Origin of the sequence: Micromonospora sp. C28ISP2-4 (genome assembly GCF_030519385.1) — a bacterium.
Classification (GTDB): Bacteria; Actinomycetota; Actinomycetes; order Mycobacteriales; family Micromonosporaceae; genus Micromonospora; species Micromonospora tulbaghiae.
The window spans coordinates 715,557-732,582 of sequence record NZ_JAUMKG010000001.1 but is presented as its reverse complement, the minus strand read 5'-3'; the positions used below and the strand labels follow the sequence as shown (position 1 = coordinate 732,582).

Annotated in this window: 14 protein-coding genes; 11 read left to right on the top strand and 3 right to left on the bottom strand. The window is 72.8% G+C overall.

The annotated features are described in order from the left end of the window. Positions 1-65 precede the first annotated feature (65 nt). Together gabT and Q3W68_RS03400 are read right to left on the bottom strand one after the other, a co-directional pair. Entirely contained in the window at positions 66-1,337 is a 1,272-nt protein-coding gene (gene gabT, locus Q3W68_RS03405) for a 4-aminobutyrate--2-oxoglutarate transaminase (RefSeq protein WP_302904048.1), read from the bottom strand. A 6-nt stretch (positions 1,338-1,343) separates the two neighbouring features. Next, positions 1,344-2,780 carry a gamma-aminobutyraldehyde dehydrogenase gene (locus Q3W68_RS03400; RefSeq protein ID WP_302904047.1) on the bottom strand — a complete coding sequence of 479 codons (1,437 nt, stop codon included), beginning with the start codon at positions 2,778-2,780 and terminating at the stop codon, positions 1,344-1,346. Positions 2,781-2,922: 142 nt separating this feature from the next. Between Q3W68_RS03400 and Q3W68_RS03395 the strand changes: the two genes are divergently transcribed. Beyond that, on the top strand, positions 2,923-4,362 hold the full coding sequence (locus Q3W68_RS03395) for an aldehyde dehydrogenase family protein (protein WP_302904046.1): 1,440 nt from the start codon (positions 2,923-2,925) through the stop codon (positions 4,360-4,362). Positions 4,363-4,392: 30 nt separating this feature from the next. On the opposite strand, the gene Q3W68_RS03390 is transcribed toward Q3W68_RS03395, so the two are convergent. Further along, positions 4,393-5,625, bottom strand: coding sequence for a YwqJ-related putative deaminase (locus Q3W68_RS03390; RefSeq protein WP_302904045.1), 1,233 nt, complete (start codon positions 5,623-5,625; stop codon positions 4,393-4,395). Between the two features lie 81 nt (positions 5,626-5,706). Between Q3W68_RS03390 and Q3W68_RS03385 the strand changes: the two genes are divergently transcribed. The 10 genes from Q3W68_RS03385 to manA all read left to right on the top strand — a co-directional run bounded on the left by Q3W68_RS03385 (position 5,707) and on the right by manA (position 16,856). Continuing rightward, positions 5,707-6,120, top strand: coding sequence for a YbaB/EbfC family nucleoid-associated protein (locus tag Q3W68_RS03385; RefSeq protein WP_302904044.1), 414 nt, complete (start codon positions 5,707-5,709; stop codon positions 6,118-6,120). A gap of 3 nt (positions 6,121-6,123) precedes the next feature. Then, positions 6,124-6,480, top strand: coding sequence for a hypothetical protein (locus Q3W68_RS03380; protein ID WP_302904043.1), 357 nt, complete (start codon positions 6,124-6,126; stop codon positions 6,478-6,480). 24 nt (positions 6,481-6,504) lie between these two features. Further along, on the top strand, positions 6,505-10,722 hold the full coding sequence (locus tag Q3W68_RS03375; RefSeq protein WP_302904943.1) for a toxin glutamine deamidase domain-containing protein: 4,218 nt from the start codon (positions 6,505-6,507) through the stop codon (positions 10,720-10,722). Continuing rightward, a complete protein-coding gene (locus tag Q3W68_RS03370; protein WP_302904042.1) occupies positions 10,719-11,165 on the top strand; it encodes a hypothetical protein in 447 nt (148 codons plus the stop codon). Before Q3W68_RS03375 ends, Q3W68_RS03370 begins: the two co-directional genes overlap by 4 nt. Before the next feature lie 17 nt (positions 11,166-11,182). Next, positions 11,183-11,902: a deoxyribonuclease V gene (gene nfi / locus Q3W68_RS03365; protein WP_302904041.1), complete on the top strand. Its 720-nt coding sequence runs from the start codon at positions 11,183-11,185 to the stop codon at positions 11,900-11,902. A 105-nt stretch (positions 11,903-12,007) separates the two neighbouring features. Next, a complete protein-coding gene (locus Q3W68_RS03360) occupies positions 12,008-13,042 on the top strand; it encodes a hypothetical protein (protein ID WP_302904040.1) in 1,035 nt (344 codons plus the stop codon). A 199-nt stretch (positions 13,043-13,241) separates the two neighbouring features. Next, the gene (locus Q3W68_RS03355; RefSeq protein ID WP_091418686.1) at positions 13,242-13,448 is read left to right on the top strand and encodes a Trm112 family protein; all 207 of its coding nucleotides are present in this window, start codon (positions 13,242-13,244) and stop codon (positions 13,446-13,448) included. Then, the gene (locus tag Q3W68_RS03350) at positions 13,445-14,641 is read left to right on the top strand and encodes an SIS domain-containing protein (protein ID WP_302904039.1); all 1,197 of its coding nucleotides are present in this window, start codon (positions 13,445-13,447) and stop codon (positions 14,639-14,641) included. Before Q3W68_RS03355 ends, Q3W68_RS03350 begins: the two co-directional genes overlap by 4 nt. Before the next feature lie 28 nt (positions 14,642-14,669). Continuing rightward, the gene (locus Q3W68_RS03345) at positions 14,670-15,692 is read left to right on the top strand and encodes a cation diffusion facilitator family transporter (protein ID WP_302904038.1); all 1,023 of its coding nucleotides are present in this window, start codon (positions 14,670-14,672) and stop codon (positions 15,690-15,692) included. 3 nt (positions 15,693-15,695) lie between these two features. Beyond that, positions 15,696-16,856 carry a mannose-6-phosphate isomerase, class I gene (manA, locus tag Q3W68_RS03340; RefSeq protein ID WP_302904037.1) on the top strand — a complete coding sequence of 387 codons (1,161 nt, stop codon included), beginning with the start codon at positions 15,696-15,698 and terminating at the stop codon, positions 16,854-16,856. Positions 16,857-17,026: the final 170 nt, after the last annotated feature.

Here is a 17,026-nt window from a genome sequence, read left to right as displayed (position 1 = left end):
TGCCGGGTGGAACACCATGGGCCGAGCCCGGGGGAGATCAGGCCCATGGTGTTCCACGTCCGGGGTCAGCCGAAGGCAGCCGCCAGGATGTCCAGGCCCCGGCCCAACTCGTCGTCGGAGATGACCAGCGGGGGCAGGAACCGCAGCACGTTGCCGTAGGTGCCGCAGGTCAGCGTGAGGAGACCGGCCGCGTGGCAGGCCGTTGAGATCGCCGCCGTGGCGGCCGGGTCCGGGGTCGGCGTGCCGGGCTGCACAATCTCCACCGCGAGCATCGCGCCCCGGCCGCGTACCTCGGCCACGCGCGGGTCACCGGCGGCGATCGCGCGCAGCCGCTCGCCCATCACCGCGCCGATCCGCCGCGCGGCGGCGGCCAGGTCCAGCTCCCGCATCGTCTCCATCGACGCGAGCGCCGCGGCGCAGGCGATCGGGTTGCCGCCGTACGTGCCGCCGAGACCCCCCACGTGCACCGCGTCCATCAGCTCCGCCCGGCCCGTGACGGCCGCCAGCGGCAGCCCGCCCGCGATGCCCTTGGCGAGCGTGACCAGATCCGGCTGCACGCCCTCGTGCTCGCAGGCGAACCAGTCGCCGGTGCGGCAGAAACCGGTCTGGATCTCGTCGGCGACGAACACCACCCCGGCCGCCGTCGCCCACTCGCGCAGCGCCGGGAGAAACCCTTCGGCGGGTACGACGAAACCGCCCTCGCCCTGGATCGGCTCGACCAGCAGCGCGGCCACGTTCTCCGCGCCCACCTGCTTCTCGATCATCTCGATGGACCGGGCCGCCGCGGTGGCGCCGTCCAGCCCGCCGTCGCGCAGCGGGTACGACATCGGCACCCGGTAGACCTCGCCGGCGAACGGCCCGAACCGGTGCTTGTACGGCATGTTCTTCGCGGTCAGTGCCATGGTCAGGTTGGTCCGGCCGTGGTACGCGTGGTCGAACACCACCACCGCGGGCCGCCCGGTCGCGTGCCGGGCGATCTTCACCGCGTTCTCCACCGCCTCGGCGCCGGAGTTGAACAGCGCCGAGCGCTTCTCGAACCCACCCGGGGTCAGGGCGTTGAGCTGCTCGCAGACCGCCACGTACGACTCGTACGGCGCGACCATGAAGCAGGTGTGGGTGAAGCGTTCGACCTGCGCGCGTACCGCCTCGACCACGCGCGGCGCGGAGTTGCCCACGTTGGTGACGGCGATGCCGGCCGCGAAGTCGATCCACTCCCGGCCGTCCACGTCGGTGATCGTGCCACCGCCCGCCCGGTCCACGTACGCGGGAATCGTGCTGCCCACGCCCCGCGCCACGGCCTCGACCCGGCGCTTGTGCAACTCCTCGCTGGTCGCCATCGCCGATCAGCTCTCGATGTTGTGCATGACGTGCTTGACCCGGGTGTAGTCCTCCAGGCTGTAGACCGACAGGTCCTTGCCGTGGCCGGAGTGCTTGAAGCCGCCGTGCGGCATCTCCGAGACGAACGGGATGTGCGTGTTCACCCAGACGCAGCCGAAGTCCAGCCGCCGGGTCATCCGCATGGCCCGGCCGTGGTCGCGCGTCCACACCGAGGCGGACAGGCCGTAGTCCACGCCGTTCGCCCAGCGCACCGCCTCGTCCTCGTCGGAGAAACGCTGCACGGTGATGACCGGCCCGAACACCTCGTCCTGGATGATCTCGTCGTTCTGCCGTACGCCGGAGACCACGGTCGGGGCGTAGAAGAAGCCGCGATCGCCGACCCGGGCACCGCCGGTGGTGACGTTCGCGTGGTCCGGCAGGCGGTCCACGAAGCCGCTCACCCGGGCGAGCTGGTTGGCGTTGTTCAGCGGGCCGTAGAGCACGTCGGCGTCGTCCGGCGCGCCGGTGCGGGTGTTGCGGGCCTGCTCGGTCAGCGCGGCCACGAAGTCCTCGTGGATGCCCGGCCCGGTGAGCACCCGGGTCGCCGCCGTGCAGTCCTGACCGGCGTTGAAGTAGCCGCCCATCGCGATCGCCTCGGCCGCCGCCGCCAGATCCGCGTCGTCGAAGATCACCACCGGGGCCTTGCCGCCCAGCTCCAGGTGCGTCCGCTTCAGGTCCGGCGCCGCCGCGGCGGCAACCTCCATGCCCGCACGGGTCGAGCCGGTGATCGACACGAGCTGCGGGGTCGGGTGGGAGACCAGCGTACGGCCGGTGTCGCGGTCGCCGCAGACCACGTTGAACACACCAGGGGGCAGGTGCTCGGCGGCGATCTCGGCCAGCAGCAGCGTCGACACCGGCGTGGTGTCCGACGGCTTCAGCACCACCGCGTTCCCCGCCGCCAGCGCCGGGGCGATCTTCCAGACCGCCATCATCAGCGGGTAGTTCCAGGGCGTCACCTGGGCGCAGACGCCGATCGGCTCCCGCCGTACGTACGACGTGTGTCCGGCCATGTACTCGCCGGCCGAGCGCCCCTCCAGCAGGCGGGCCGCCCCGGCGAAGAAGCGCAGCTCGTCCACGGCGGGCGGCAGTTCCTCGTCGGCGGTGAGCTGCCGGGGCTTGCCGGTGTTGCGGACCTCCGCGTCGACCAGCTCGGCGGCCCGCGACTCCACCGCGTCGGCGAACTTCAGCAGCGCCCGCTGCCGCTCGGCCGGCGTGGTGTCCCGCCAGGTCTCGAACGCGGCGGCGGCGGCCTTCATGGCCGCGTCCACGTCCGCCGCGCCGGAGACCGGGGCCTGGGCGAAGACCTCGCCGGTGCACGGGTCGATCAGGTCGGCGTAGCCGCCGTCCACCGGGTCGACGTACTCGCCGTTGACGAAGTTGCGCAGCTGCTGCTGGTCGCTCATCAGAAGTCTCCGAGAGGGTGGCCGGGGAGAGGGTCAGCGGAGGTTATCGCAATCTGACTGCCATCTTGGCTACTAAATCCGAGGCAGACAAGGGTTTGAGCAACTGTTTCCGCGTGGGCGACTGTGGTCTAGGCTGCCGGTCGTGGAGCCGAGAGCCTTCTACGTCGCCGGTCGCCCCGCCCACGGCGAGGACGAGCTGACAGTCACCCACCCGTACGACGGGCAGCCGGTGGGGCGTACCACGCTCGCCACGCCCGGCCAGGTCGAAGCCGCAGTCGCGGGCGCGGCCCGGGTGGCGGCGGAGGCCGCGGCCCTGCCCGCGCACGCCCGCGCGGCCGCCCTGGACCACGTCTCCCGCCGGCTCGCCGAGCGGGCCGACGAGGTCGCCGCGCTGATCACCGCTGAGAACGGCAAGCCGGTCAAGTGGGCGAAGGCCGAGGTGGGGCGCGCGATCTCCACGTTCCGCTGGGCGGCCGAGGAGGCCCGCCGCTTCTCCGGCGAACTGCAACGGCTCGACACCGACCCCGCCGCCACCGGGCGGATCGCCCTGGTCCGGCGCGTGCCGCGGGGACCGGTGCTCGGCATCACCCCGTTCAACTTCCCGCTCAACCTGGTCGCCCACAAGGTCGCCCCGGCGCTCGCCGTCGGCACCCCGATCGTGGTCAAGCCGGCCCCTGCCACACCGCTCACCGCGTTGCTGCTCGGCGAGATCCTGGCCGAGACCGACCTGCCCGAGGGCATGTTCTCGGTGCTGCCGCTGCCGAACGAGCGCGCCGCCGAACTCGTCACCGACCCGCGGTTGCCGGTGGTGTCGTTCACCGGCTCCGGGCCGGTCGGCGCGGCCATCCGCCGGGCCGCGCCGGACAAGCACGTCACGCTGGAACTCGGCGGCAACGCCGCGGCGGTCATCTGCGAGGACTGGGCGGCCGACGAGGACCTCACCTTCGCCGCGCACCGCATCGCCACGTTCTCCAACTACCAGGCCGGGCAGTCGTGCATCGCGGTGCAGCGGGTCTACGTGCACGAATGGCTCTACGACGGCTTCCTGCCCCGGCTCGTCGCGGCGGTGCAGGCACTGCGCACCGGCGACCCGCGATCCGAGCTGACCGACGTCGGCCCGCTGGTGTCGGTCGAGGCGGCGCAGCGCGTCGAGACCTGGGTGGACGAGGCGGTCGCCGCCGGTGCGGTCATCGAGACCGGTGGCCGGCGCGACGGCGCGACCTATCCGCCCACTGTGCTCAGCGGCGTGCCGGCCGACGCGAAGGTGTGCGCCGAGGAGGTCTTCGGGCCGGTGCTGGTGGTCGCCCCGGTCGCGAACGACAGGGCCGCGTTCGCCGCCGTCAACGACTCCGCGTACGGACTCCAGGCCGGCGTCTTCACCCACCGGCTGGACGTGGCGTTCGACGCCGCCCGCACGCTCGAAGTGGGCGGCGTGATCGTCGGGGACGTGCCGTCGTACCGGGCCGACCAGATGCCGTACGGCGGCATGAAGGGCTCCGGAGTCGGGCGGGAAGGGCTGCGCAGTGCCATGGACGACTACACCGAGCCTCGCGTCACGGTGCTGACCGGCGTGGCCCTCTGATCACTCGCTCTCTGCTCACTCGCCCGTCGCTCACCAGGTGCCGTCGTCGCGGACCCGGGCGGGGGCGCGGCCGAGCAGCAGGGTGGTGAGGGCGGCGTCGATGTCGGCGCCGAGGAACCACTCGCCGGCTTGGTCGAGGGCGAAGATCCGGCCGTGCTCGTCGACCGCGAGGATGCTCTCCTGACGTTCGCTGCCGAGCGGGAAGAGGCGGGCGCCCAGGACAGCGGCGAAGTCGGCGAGAGAGTCGGCGGTGTGCGCGGCTCGCAGCGGATTCGTGGTGAACCGGCTGATCCAGACCTGCTCCCCGGGCCCGCGCCGTCGGCTCAGGACGGCCGGGAACGCGGTGAGCGCGGCCTCGGCGGCGGGGAACGCCTCGTGCCGGTGATGCTGTCCCGCGATCGCCTTCGTCTCGGTCATCGCGCCCATCGCGAGTGCCTCGTTGAACATGCTGATCTGCCAGCCGCCGTCCATGAGGGCGTGGGCGACCTCGTCCGGGAAACGCCCAGGTTCGATGACCTCGCACGGCTCCGGTCGCCATTCCTCCACGAAGGCGAGGTCGGACCACGGCAGCACCGCGAACCGCACCAGGAACCGGACGCACGAGTCACAGGGAAGATCTGCTTGCCCGCCCTGAGGGTCGCCCGGTTCGCGACTGCGATAGACCTCGATCCGGCTGGTGTCGAGCAGGTCACGCGCGTCCTCGATGGGCAGCGGCGGCAGACCGTCGGCGGCGCGGCGGTGGTCGTGCTCGTACAGCGCGTCGGAGACGACGATCATCTCGGCGTGCCGCTCGCCGCCGCGTACCAGATGCCCGGCGGGTAGCTCGTCCAGGTAGGACTGCACGAGCGGGTGGTGACGCACCTCGACGTCGCCCTTCGCGCCCTGCGCGACGTGCTGCCGGCCGTCGAGCGTGAGGTGCGCCGCCGCGCCGGGCGTGGGCAGGCGGGTCAGCTCACGCAGCAACTGCGCGGCCGGATCGACGGTACGCGGCGCGCGTGGCTCCGCCGGACGCCGCTGCCGGTACATCTGCTCGACCGCTGCCGCCGGCACCCGGGGCCAGGTGGACACCTCGCCGGTCTCCTTGTCGATCACGGTGGTCGGCAGGTCGCCGGGTAGCGCCCGGGCCTCGGTGGAGACTGTGGACTGCACCACGTAGCCCAGATCGAACTCCTCGACCTCGGGAGTGCACGGAAAACCGAGGCGGTCGGAGTCCCTCCGGGCCCACACGGAGGCGATCTGCTCGGCCTGCTGTCGCTCGATCACCACCTGAAATTACCGGACCCCACGGATTTCGTGGCACCCGGTATGGTCGGCCCTACCCACGGTGACGGAAGGGGAGCGACGGTGGCCGAGAGTGCGGACCGGGATGCGAACCGTGCACTACGCGCGCGATTCGACGAGGTGTACGGCCAATACCAGCGCTTGCGGTCCGGTCTGGACGAACTCCAGACCAGGCTGGCCGAGCTGCGGGTCACCGAACGCTCCGACGACGGCCAGGTGACCGCCGTCGTGGGCGCACGAGGCGAGCTGATCAGTGTCGAGGTGAGCCCGGCGGCGTTCCACGACCGGGACGCCCGTGCGCTGAGCCGGAAGATCACCGAGACCGTGCTGCGCGCCTCCACCGCGGCGACCACCGCCACCCGGGAGCTGGTCTCCGGCTATCTGCCGCCGGGTTCGCCGTCGGTCGAGTTCCTGCGTACCCATGACTTCGGCGCGCTGCTCGGCCGGGCCGACTCCGTGCTGGCCCGCGGCGAGTGACGGGTGGCCGGGGGAGAGATCTGGCTGGACCCGGACCGGGCTCGGCGCGGTGGCGCCGACCTGGCGCTGTCGGGGCGGGCGGTGAGTGCGGCGCGGCGGCAGACGGGCGAGCCGATCGCCGCCGCGAGCGCCGAGCGGCCCTGGGGCCGGGACGACATCGGCGCCGCGTTCGACAAGCACTACCAGGGTTACGCCGAGACGCTGCTGCGCGCGTGGGAGCTTCTCGGCCGGTCGCTGGAGGTGCTCGGGTCGGACGTCGTCCGCTCGGTCACGGCCACTGTGGAGACGGACCTGAGCAACGCCCGTGACCTCGGGAAGATCCCGCAGCAAGGGCACAACCCCCATCGGCCCCGGCGCTGACCACCGGAGGACCTGCGCGTGAGCATGCTGCCCAGCCCGATCCCGCACCCGCTCGACTTCTGCCCGTGGGACCTGCCCGGCTGGATCTACGAGGCACTCGGCTGGGTGGTCGGTGTCGAGTGGCCGGAGGGCAACGAGCGCGCCGTCTGGGATCTGGCCGACCAGTGGTACGGCGTGGCAGGCGTCCTGACGCGTCCGCGCGACGACGCGATCACCGCCGCCGGTGAGGTGAAGAGCGGGTACGGGGGAGTCGGCCTGGTCGCCGGCGCCTTCGACACGGCCTGGCACAAGCTCGCCGAGGGTGAGGACGCCCCGCTGCACGTCCTGGTCGCGGCCACCGACGAGCTGGCGCGGCTGGTCGACTCCTGCGGCTGCGACATCGAGGGCGCGAAGCTGGAAGCCTGGATCGAGTTGGGCATCCTGGTCATCGAGTTGCTGTCCCTGGCGGTCGCCACGGTGCTCACCCTGGGTGCCGCCTCCCCGGCGGCGGCCGCCGCGATCACCGCCACGCGGGTCGTGGTGCAGCAGATCTTCAAGCGGCTGGTGGCCCAGCTCGCCCGTAAGGCGGTCAAGCAGGGCCTCAAGGAGGCGGGTGAACGGGCCGCGAAAGAGGTGGCCAAGTCCGGTGTCCGCACGCTGGCCCGGCGGGCCGCGATCGGCGGACTGCTGGAGGCCGGTCAGGAGGCGGGCACGAGCCTCGGCACGCAGGCGTACCAGAACTCCACCGGCCGGCGGGACGGCCTCGACCTGACCGACGTGAGCACCTCGGCGCTCGGCGGCTTCGCCGGCGGCGCAGTGGCGCCGCTGGCCGGGCTGGGCCGGCACGCCAACGGGCGGTTCGCGGAGATCGGCGAGCGGTTCGGGCGGGAGATGGCCGGGGAGACGCTCGCCGAGACCGCCGCGGGTCTGGCGACCGGCCAGGGCCCGTCGCTCGAAGGTCTGGCGCGCGCGGCTGCCTCCGGCGCGACCGGCTCCGCCACCAACCAGGCGGACTCGGCGCTGCAACGCCGCCTCGACGGACAGCTGAGCGGGTTGACTGTCTCGCCGGTCGGCCTGGACACGCCGGTCGCCGCCGATCCCGTCGGGTTGATCCCGGCCCAGCGGGCCGCCGAGCCGATCGTTCAGAGCAGCGGCGACGCGATGGCGGGCTCCGTTCCCGTGACACCCACGCATGTCACGCCCCAAGCTGTCGGCCCGCACCCGCTCGCCGTGGACCTGCCCCAACCGGTGCCGGAGTCCACGGCGACGCCGCCGCTCGGCGATGCCGGCCCGCACGAGGTAGCACGTCCGACGGTCGCCACCAGCCCCACGCTGTCCTCGGTGATCACGGACGCACCCCTCGCCGGGGCGTCCTCGGTAGCGCCCGGAGTCCACGGCGGCACGGGCCCTGTCGTGGCGCCGATCGACCACGCCTCGCCGCCCTCGACCAGCCCGGTTCAGACGGCGGCAGCACCGACGACACTGCCTGCGCCGCCTACCGACCACCCGCAAACCGCGGCGCCACCCGCGTCAGACCGGGCCGCTCCGATCAGCACCGGAGGTCAGGCAGGGTTGCCGGTTTCCCCGGTAGGCCCTCAGCCGGGAGCGCCGGCCGTCGGGCCCGAGCCCCGACCGGTGCCCAATCCCCGTTTCCCGTTGCTGGAATCTTTGGCTCCGCCTCGCCCTCCTATCGACTCCGCGGGACCGAACCCTGGCCCGCTCGATGTCCGGACGTGGCCTCGTGAGACCGCTCAACAGCGCGCCGCGCGGCTGAAAGCTGATCGGGAGGGCCTCGACCGGCGGCGCTACCAGGGCTATCTGCGATCTCAGCGTGCCTTGCACGAGGAGAACAGACGGCAGGCGCAGATCAAGGAGCTACGTGATCTCGCCGAACAGCATTACGAGGCGGCGCGCTGGCTCCTGACGCGGGCACACGAGCTGCGCCAGGCCGGCCGGCACGACCTCGCCAACAGTCACGTGCGGGAGGGCCGGCGGCGAGAACGCCTGCACTACCGGGCGGTCGACGAGGTGGAGGCCGTCCGTGCCGGCGAGCGTCTGCCGAAGCAGGTGATGGTCGACGACGACCTCGACTTCTACCGCATCAACGACGACGTGGCGGACCTGGCCGTCGGCGCGGTGGAGACGGCCGACCACTCCGCGCTCACCGGTAACGGCCACCCCGAGCCGATCGACAGGTCCCGGCCCTACGGCCGCCGGGGAGGGCTGCGGCCCCCGCTCGCGCTGCACCAGACCGACCTCGAACGGCAGATGCCCCGCAACCCGGACGGCAGCGTGACGCGTACCGCCGATCCCCGGCGCGGCGGGTGGTTCCGCCTCGCGAACGACGGCGGACCGGCGGCCGACGCCACCCGGGGGATCAACTGCCTCGACTGCACGCTGTCGCTGTTCGAGACCTGGGTCCACGGACGGCCGCGCGTCGCCGCGCCGCGCACGTTCGACGGTTACCTGAACGGCGACGTGAACCGGCCGGTGGGCGGGGAGGCGGACGGACCGCTGCGGGTCGAGCAGACGACCGGCGGCCGGTTCCAGAACCTCTGCCCGGCCGATCGGCCCGGAATCACGGGCCGGGACCGGCAGCTGTTGGTGGACGGCGGCTACCGCGACCTGTACACGCAGCTGGCATCGGGTGGCCACGGCAGCTACGCGTTCCTCATCACCAGCTTCGAAGGCGGCGGCTCGCACGCGTGGGTGGCGTTGAACCAGAACGGCACGATCCTCTTCCTCGACCCGCAGACGGGTCTGGTGGCGGACCGGCCGATCTACCACCACAGCGGCCGTCCGGATCGCAGCAACGTGGTCGGTGTCGACGCGCTTGTGCTCGGCCCCGACGGGCGGCCGATGCCGCTCCCCGGCCGCCCGCTCGGCACCTACAACGTCCTGCCCGAGCCGCTGCCCCGTCCAGCGCCGCCGCGGCCGCCGGCCCCGCCGCCGATCACCGACGGCCACGTCCCGGACTTCAACCACGTCCACCTGCTCGGCGAGTCCACCACCTTCCACCGCCAGGCCGACGGACCGATGCCGGGCAGTGCGCCGCCCGTCGAGCCGGAGCCGGCCCGGGTACGCGAGGAACACCGGCGGGCGCACGCCGATCGGATCGCCGCCGGGCTCTACGTGCGCGACGCGCTCGCGCAGAGCGGCAATCTCAACGCTGCCTTCGCCGCCGGGGTGACACCCGTCGAACTGGCGCAACACGCCGACGTGCCGACGCTACGGCGGCTCGTACCCGGGCTGGACGAGAGTGCCGCAACCGACCTCACCCGGTTGTTCGCCGACCCGCGCGTCCAGCGGATGCTCGACCAGAGCTGGGAGGCACCGCCACGGCGGGAGGAGCTGCTGGCCGAGACGTTGGTGCGGCAGCTCGCTGAGCGGCCCGACCTGGTCCGGATGATCCTGGCGACACCGGAACTCGCCAACTCGCTGACCGCCCGGCCGCTGACCCTGCACCACCTGGCGAGCCACCAGCAGGCCATCAACGTGTTGCAAGACGTGCTGGTTGAAATACGAGACCGCGGCTCCGAGGCTGTTGCCGCTGCACGCACACCTTCGATCGAGCCGACCCCGCTCAGTCCGCACCAGATACAGGTGAGCAGTCGCTTCGATGGCGAACGGTCGGCGGCTGTTCAGCCGAACTTTGACAAATCACGCTCCGGCGATCTCGCGTATCGCAAGCAGTATCTGGATCACCTATACCAAGAGGCCGTGACGGCTCAGCGCGAACTTGATTCGCTGGGGCGTGAACTGGCCGGTCTGTCAGCAAGCGGGGCAGAGTACAAGCCACGACCCGGACCGAAGGATCGCGTTCGAGCTGAGGACAAGATCGAGCGGAATGGTGGCAACGCTGCCCGCCTCCGCGACCTTGCTGCAGGGCGGGTCGCCTACCAGACGCTTGACGACCTGTATGCCGGGCTAGCCGAGTTGAGCAATAACCCTCATTTCCAGGTGGCGAAGTTCAGCGATCGCTTCCGGGAGCCCCAGGACAGCGGATACCGAGATATTCAGTTCTCGGTGCAGACCTCGACCGGGCACATCGGTGAGTTCCGTCTTCATCTGGCGGCGCTGGACCAGGTGGCGGAGTGGGAGCACTCGTTGTTCGAAGTCTGGCGTGACCTGGAGGCAGTCCCCAGGAGCGAGGCCCGTAGCCTGTCTGTCACGGAGGTAGCGATCCGGAAGGGCATCGTCCGCCGGCAGCGTGAGTACTTCTGGGCCGCGCTTCAAACGACCTTGAACGGTGAGCGGCAGTGACGGATGCAGTGGCTGGGCTCGGCCTCGCGGGCTACTACGACTACTACGACAATCCGGTGAAGTTCGTTTCGACCTCCGACGGCGGCCTCGCCGCGTGGCGGCTCGACCGCACCACAGGCGGTTGGCGGCCGGCGAACGACATCATCGATGAGATCATCTTCGCCAGGGAGCAGGAGATCTTCGTGCTCTCGCCTGAGCGGTTCGTGCAGCGGGTCGAAGAGGAGCGGGGCCTGAGCCTGAGCGGAGAGGGACCAATCTTCGCGCTCTACGAGACGGTCCGAGCGCTTGAGGCGCCCGCCATCGCGGAGAGGCGACCGTTCACGACGGAGGAGGCGGCTCTCATCAAGGGGATCCGGCGGCGGACCTTCGTGATGTTCGAGGAGCAGCTCCAGCAGGCAGGTGATCCCGCCGCCGACCCCACAATCGCCTCCACCGGATCCTGACAGCCGCCGGGAACGTCATGCCCTCCACGGAAGGCTCACCCGTGCCCTATGTGCCGCCCGCCGACGTGGCGGAGGCGGGACGCGTACAGGAGGAGTTGCGGTCCCGGGTGGGCCTGACCGGGCCCGGTCCTGCCGCGCCCGCGACGGTGGCCGGGCTGGACGTGGCGTACGCGCCCGACGGTGACCTGCTCGCCGCCGCCGTCACGGTCCTGGACGCGGCCACCCTCGACGTGGTGGACGAGGCGGTGTGCGTGGGGCGGCCCGCCTTCCCGTACGTGCCGGGGCTGTTCGCGTTCCGCGAGATGCCGGCGCTGCTGGCCGCGCTGGACCGGCTCACCACCCGTCCGGAGCTGCTGGTCTGTGACGGGCACGGGCTGGCGCACCCGCGCCGGTTCGGGCTGGCCTGTCACCTGGGCCTGGTGACCGGGCTGCCCACTATCGGGGTGGGCAAGACGCCGCTCGTCGGCTCGTGGACGGGTCCGGGCCCCGCGCGTGGTGACAGCGCCGACCTGTGTGACGAGGGCGAGGTGGTCGGGCGGGTGCTGCGGACTCAGGACGGTGTCCGGCCGGTCTTCGTGAGCGTCGGGCACCGGATGGGGTTGGACAACGCGGTGGACCGGGTACTGGCACTGACGCCCCGGTACCGGCTGCCGGAGACCACCCGTACGGCCGACCGGCTGTGCCGGCGGGCGCTCGCCGAGGCAGGCGCATCGGGCGGTGACCTGGGCGGGCGGTGAGCGCGTGGCGCGGCACACATGTGGCGTGCTCGATGAGCGGGTGCTCGGAGGGGCCGGTAGTACCCTGACCGGCGGATTCGGTCCGGACGCAACGGTGAGGTGGAGATGTCGGCAGGGCGGCACGCGGCGCGGTGGGCCATGGCCGGCGCGCTGCTGGGTGGCCTGATCGCCGTCCCGGCGTCACCGGCGTCGGCCCGCGACGACCGGGTGGGACTGCGTTCGGCGAACACCTTCACCGCCGGTGGCCCGCCGGGCACGGTGGCGGTCGAGGTGCGCAAGCGGACTGACGGCTGCGTGCAGTTGCGTACCGCGGTCGGGCTCCGGCTGGAGGGCCTGCGGGCGGATCAGGTCCGGGTGCAGGTGGCGTCCGGCGGCCGATGGGTGCCGGTGCAGGTCTCCGGGGACGGCGGCGCCGTCGCCACCGCCGCTGTCGCGCCGATCGACCGGCCGCTGTGCAAGGGCAAGGGCGTCACCGTTCGCTACCGGGTGTCCTTCCTGGCCGGGGCCGTCGGCGGGCGGCTGGAACTGGCCGCTGAGGCGAGCGCCGCGAACGGCGACGTGCTCGGCCGGGCCGGTGGGTCGGCCCGCCTGGTCGGTGCCCCGCGGACGCCGAGCCCCAGCCCGTCCCGCAAGCCCTCGCCGACGCCCAGCGCGAGCGAGACCACGCCGGCCGAGGTGACCGACACGTCGCCGGTGGCCGCCGCCGTCGCCCCGGCCACCGCCGCGGCCGACGACTCGTCGTTCGGAGGTTCCATGATCATGTGGTTCGGTATCGGTCTGGTGCTCGTCGGCGCCGCCCTCATCGTCCTGCTGCTGCGCCGCAACCGCGCCGACCGGACCGGCGGCGGGAACTCCGCCGACCTCCCGCCGGTCCCGCTGCCGCGCAGCACCACCACCTACCGCTCCGGCACGCCCGGACCGGCCCCCACGGTGTACGGGGGAGCGACCCCGCCCCGCCCGGCCGGCAACGTGTACGGCGCGCCCGCGCCCGCCCCGGCGCCGCCGGCTCCGGCGGAGGCGGAGGCGACGAGCGTCCCGCCCCCGCCCCCGCGCACGGCAGGAGCGGACGGGACGAGCGTCCCGCCCTCGCCCTCTGCGGGGGCGGACGCGACGAGCGTTCTGCCCCGCTTGCCGGACTGAGCCGGAACCCGACCGGCTCACGGGGTTACCGTGACGGTGGGTGGCCCCGCCGTGACCCGGTGACCGCCACCTGCCCGACCGGAGGACGGAACACCGGGGCCGAACGGGGCCCGGTGCCGGGGCCGCTCGGCCGATAAGATCGCGTGCGCCGACCGGCACCGCCGACCGGTGAGACCGCATACGTGGAAGGAGCCGCGCCGTGGCCCTGGACCCGCAGTTGCTCGACATCCTCGCCTGCCCGGACACGCACCACGCCCCGCTCGACTACGACGCACAGGCGCAGACGCTCACCTGCACCGAGTGCGGTCGCATCTTCGAGGTCCGGGACGACGTCCCGGTGCTCCTGCTGGACGAGGCGCGCGGTGGACCCGCCGCCGACGAGGCGCGGGGCGGGTCGTCGCGGTGATGGAGGGTACGGCCGGGGTCAGCGGCCACCGGCACGCCGACGAGGCCCTGCTCGACGACGCGGCGCAGCTCTCCGAGCGGGATCCGGGCGGCATGCTCCGGCACACCGCGTCCGCCGGCGCCCAGGTGCGCGAATCGGCGGCGCTGGCCGCCGAGGCGAACCTGTCCGTGCTCGCCGACGACGGACGGCCCCGCGCGGTGGTCATCGCCGGCATCGGCACCGCCGGACGCACCGGTGACGTGCTGGCCACCGTCGCCGGGCCGCGCTGCCCGGTGCCGGTCATCCCGCACCGCAGCGCCGGCGTGCCGGGCTGGGTGGGCGCGGCGGACGTGGTCATCGCGGTGAGCGCGTCCGGCCGCAGCCCGGAGGCGCTCGGCGCGGCCGAGGCGGCGCACCGGCGCGGTGCCCGGCTGGTCGCGGTCGGCGCACCCGACTCGCAGCTCCAGTCGGTGGCGGAGCGGGCCCGTGCGCCGTTCATCCCGGTGCCCCGGCGCGCGCCGGCCCGGGCCAGCCTCTGGGCGCTCACCGTGCCGGTTCTGCTGGCCGCCCGTACCCTCGGGCTCGTGAAGGTCAACGAGGCGGATCTGGCCGAGACGGCGGCCCGGCTGGACGCCGACGCCGATCGATGCCGGCCGACCGCCGAGTCCTTCGTCAACCCGGCGAAGTCGCTGGCACTCGGGCTGTCCGGTTCGATCCCGATCGTGTGGGGTTCGTCCCCGCTGGCCACCGTGGCCGCCCGGCGGTTCGGTGACACGCTGTCCGCGAACGCCCGCTACCCGGTGGTCGCCGGTGCGCTGGGCGAGGCGGGCCGGGGCCGCGTCGGCCTGCTCGACGGCGTGTTCGGTGGCCTGGCCGAAGGCGAGCGGGACATCTTCGCCGACCCGGGCGACGACGAGTCCGACGGCACCCGGCTGCGGCTGGTGCTGCTGCGCGACGGCGGGCTCAACGCCGACGACGACACCGACGAGCCGCTGGCGGTCGAGGAGCGCCGCGCGGACGCGGTGCAGACGCTCGCCGAGCGGCGCGGGGTGCGCTGCGACGTGGTGACCGCCGAGGGCGGCTCCGCGCTGGAGCGGCTCGCGTCGCTGGTCGCGGTCCCCGACTTCGCCTCGATCTACCTCGCCCTGGCACACGGGCTGGACCCGATGGCCGTACCGGCCATCACGGAGATGAAGGAGCTGGCGAACCAGTGAGCACACGGGGCATCGAGCGAGGCGGGGAATGAGCGCAAACGGGGGCACCAAGGCGATCGTCGCCGCCCTGGCGGCGAACCTGGGCATCGCCGTCACCAAGTTCATCGCGTTCGCCCTCACCGGCTCGTCGTCGATGCTGGCGGAGTCGATCCACTCGGTGGCCGACTCGGGCAACCAGGGCCTGCTGCTGATCGGCGGCCGGCGGGCCAAGCGGCAGGCCACGCCGCAGCACCCGTTCGGGTACGGCCGGGAGCGCTACATCTACGCGTTCATCGTGGCGATCGTGCTGTTCAGCATCGGTGGCCTGTTCGCGCTCTACGAGGCGTACCACAAGGCCTCCGACCCGCACCCGATCGACAGCTGGCAGTGGGTGCCGGTGGCGGTGCTGGTCGCGGCGATCGTGATGGAGAGCTTCTCCTTCCGTACCGCGATCAAGGAGTCCAACCTGGTCCGGGGCAACCAGAGCTGGGTGCGGTTCATCCGCCGGGCCAAGGCCCCGGAGCTGCCGGTCGTGCTGCTGGAGGACTTCGGCGCCCTGGTCGGCCTGGTCTTCGCGTTGTTCGGCGTCGGCATGACGCTGATCACCGGCAACGGCATGTGGGACGCGGCGGGCACCGCGATGATCGGCATCCTGCTCGTGATCATCGCGATCACGCTGGCGATCGAGACCAAGAGCCTGCTGCTCGGCGAGGGTGCCGAGGAGGGCGAGCTGAACAAGATCGAGCAGGCCGTGACGAACGGTCCCGAGGTCGAGCGGATCATCCACATGAAGACGCTCTACCTCGGCCCGGAGGAGCTGATGGTGGCCGCGAAGATCGCGGTGCCGGCCTGGGAGACCGCCCAGGACCTGGCGCGCGACATCAACGCGGTCGAGGCGCGGATCCGCCGCGAGGTGCCCACCGCCCGGGTGATCTACCTGGAGCCGGACATCTACTCGCCGGAAGCCGAGCGGGCCGGCACCGGGCAGGCGGCGGACACCGCCGTCCCGGAGGCGGTGACCACCGGTGGGACGCACGCGGCCGACGAGGTCGCCGGGCGGCCCGGGAGCTGACCGATGGAGTTGTTGCAGGGCCGGATCCGTGACTACGCCTGGGGCTCGCGCACCGCGATCGCCGAGTTGCAGGGGCGGCCGGTGCCGAGCAACGGGCCGGAGGCGGAACTGTGGCTGGGGGCGCACCCGGGCGCCCCGGCCACCGTGCAGCGCGACGGCCGGCCGGTCAGCCTGACCGACCTGCTGGTGGCCGAGCCGGGCCACTGGCTGGGTGAGCGGCTGGTCGGCCGGTTCGGTACCCGGCTGCCGTTCCTGCTGAAGGTGCTCGCCGCCGACTCACCGCTGAGTCTCCAGGCGCACCCGGACGCCGAGCAGGCCCGCGCCGGGCACGCCGCCGATGTGGGGCGGGTCAACTACGTCGACCCGTACCACAAGCCGGAACTGCTGGTGGCGCTCTCGGACTTCGACGCGCTGTGCGGCTTCCGTGACCCCGGGGAGTCGGCGGAGGCGATCGCCGCGTTCGGCGTACCCGCGCTGGAACCTGTGGTGGCGGCGTTGCGTGACGGGCCGGCGGGGCTGCGGGAGGCGGTACGCCTGCTGTTGAGCTGGCCGCAGGCGGAGCGCGCCGGGCTGGTGGCGGCCGTGCTGGCTGCGGCGGAGGCCGGGCCGGCCTCGGCGGACGCCGAACTGGTCCGCACGCTGGCGGCCGGCTATCCGGCCGACCCGGGCGTGGTGGTGGCGTTGCTGCTGCACCACGTCCGGCTGGCGCCCGGCGAGGGCATCTGGATGCCGGCCGGGAACCTGCACGCCTACCTGCGCGGTACCGGCGTGGAGATCATGGCGGCCAGCGACAACGTGCTGCGCGGCGGCTTCACCGCGAAGCGGGTCGACGTGGACGAGTTGCTGCGGGTGCTCCGGTTCGAGGTGCTGACCCGGCCGGTGCTGCGGCCGGAGCAGGTGGAGCCGGGCGTGTCGACCTGGCCGGTGCCGGTGGAGGACTTCGCCCTGCACCGGGTCGAGGTGGCCGCCGGGTCGCCGGGTGTGCGGCTGACGCTGCCCGGGCCGCGGGTGGTGCTCTGCCGGGCCGGGCAGCTGACTGTCGACGACGGCGTGGGGTCGGTGACGCTGGACGCGGGTCAGGCCGCGGTGGGTACGGCGGCCGGTGGCGCGCTGGCGGTGGGCGGGGCGGGCGAGGCGTTCGTCGCCACTTGCGGCATGCACTGACCCGCTCAAGTCCGACTTTTCCGAAATAGCTTGACGGGGATGCTGCGCGGTGTGACTCTATGGGTACGCAGCGTTGTCGCGACGAAGGTCCGGTGACGTGCAGGGGAACCAAACCGGGGGGATGCGCGGGGCGGCCGGGCCGTGAGTGGAAAGTCCGCTCACGACCGACC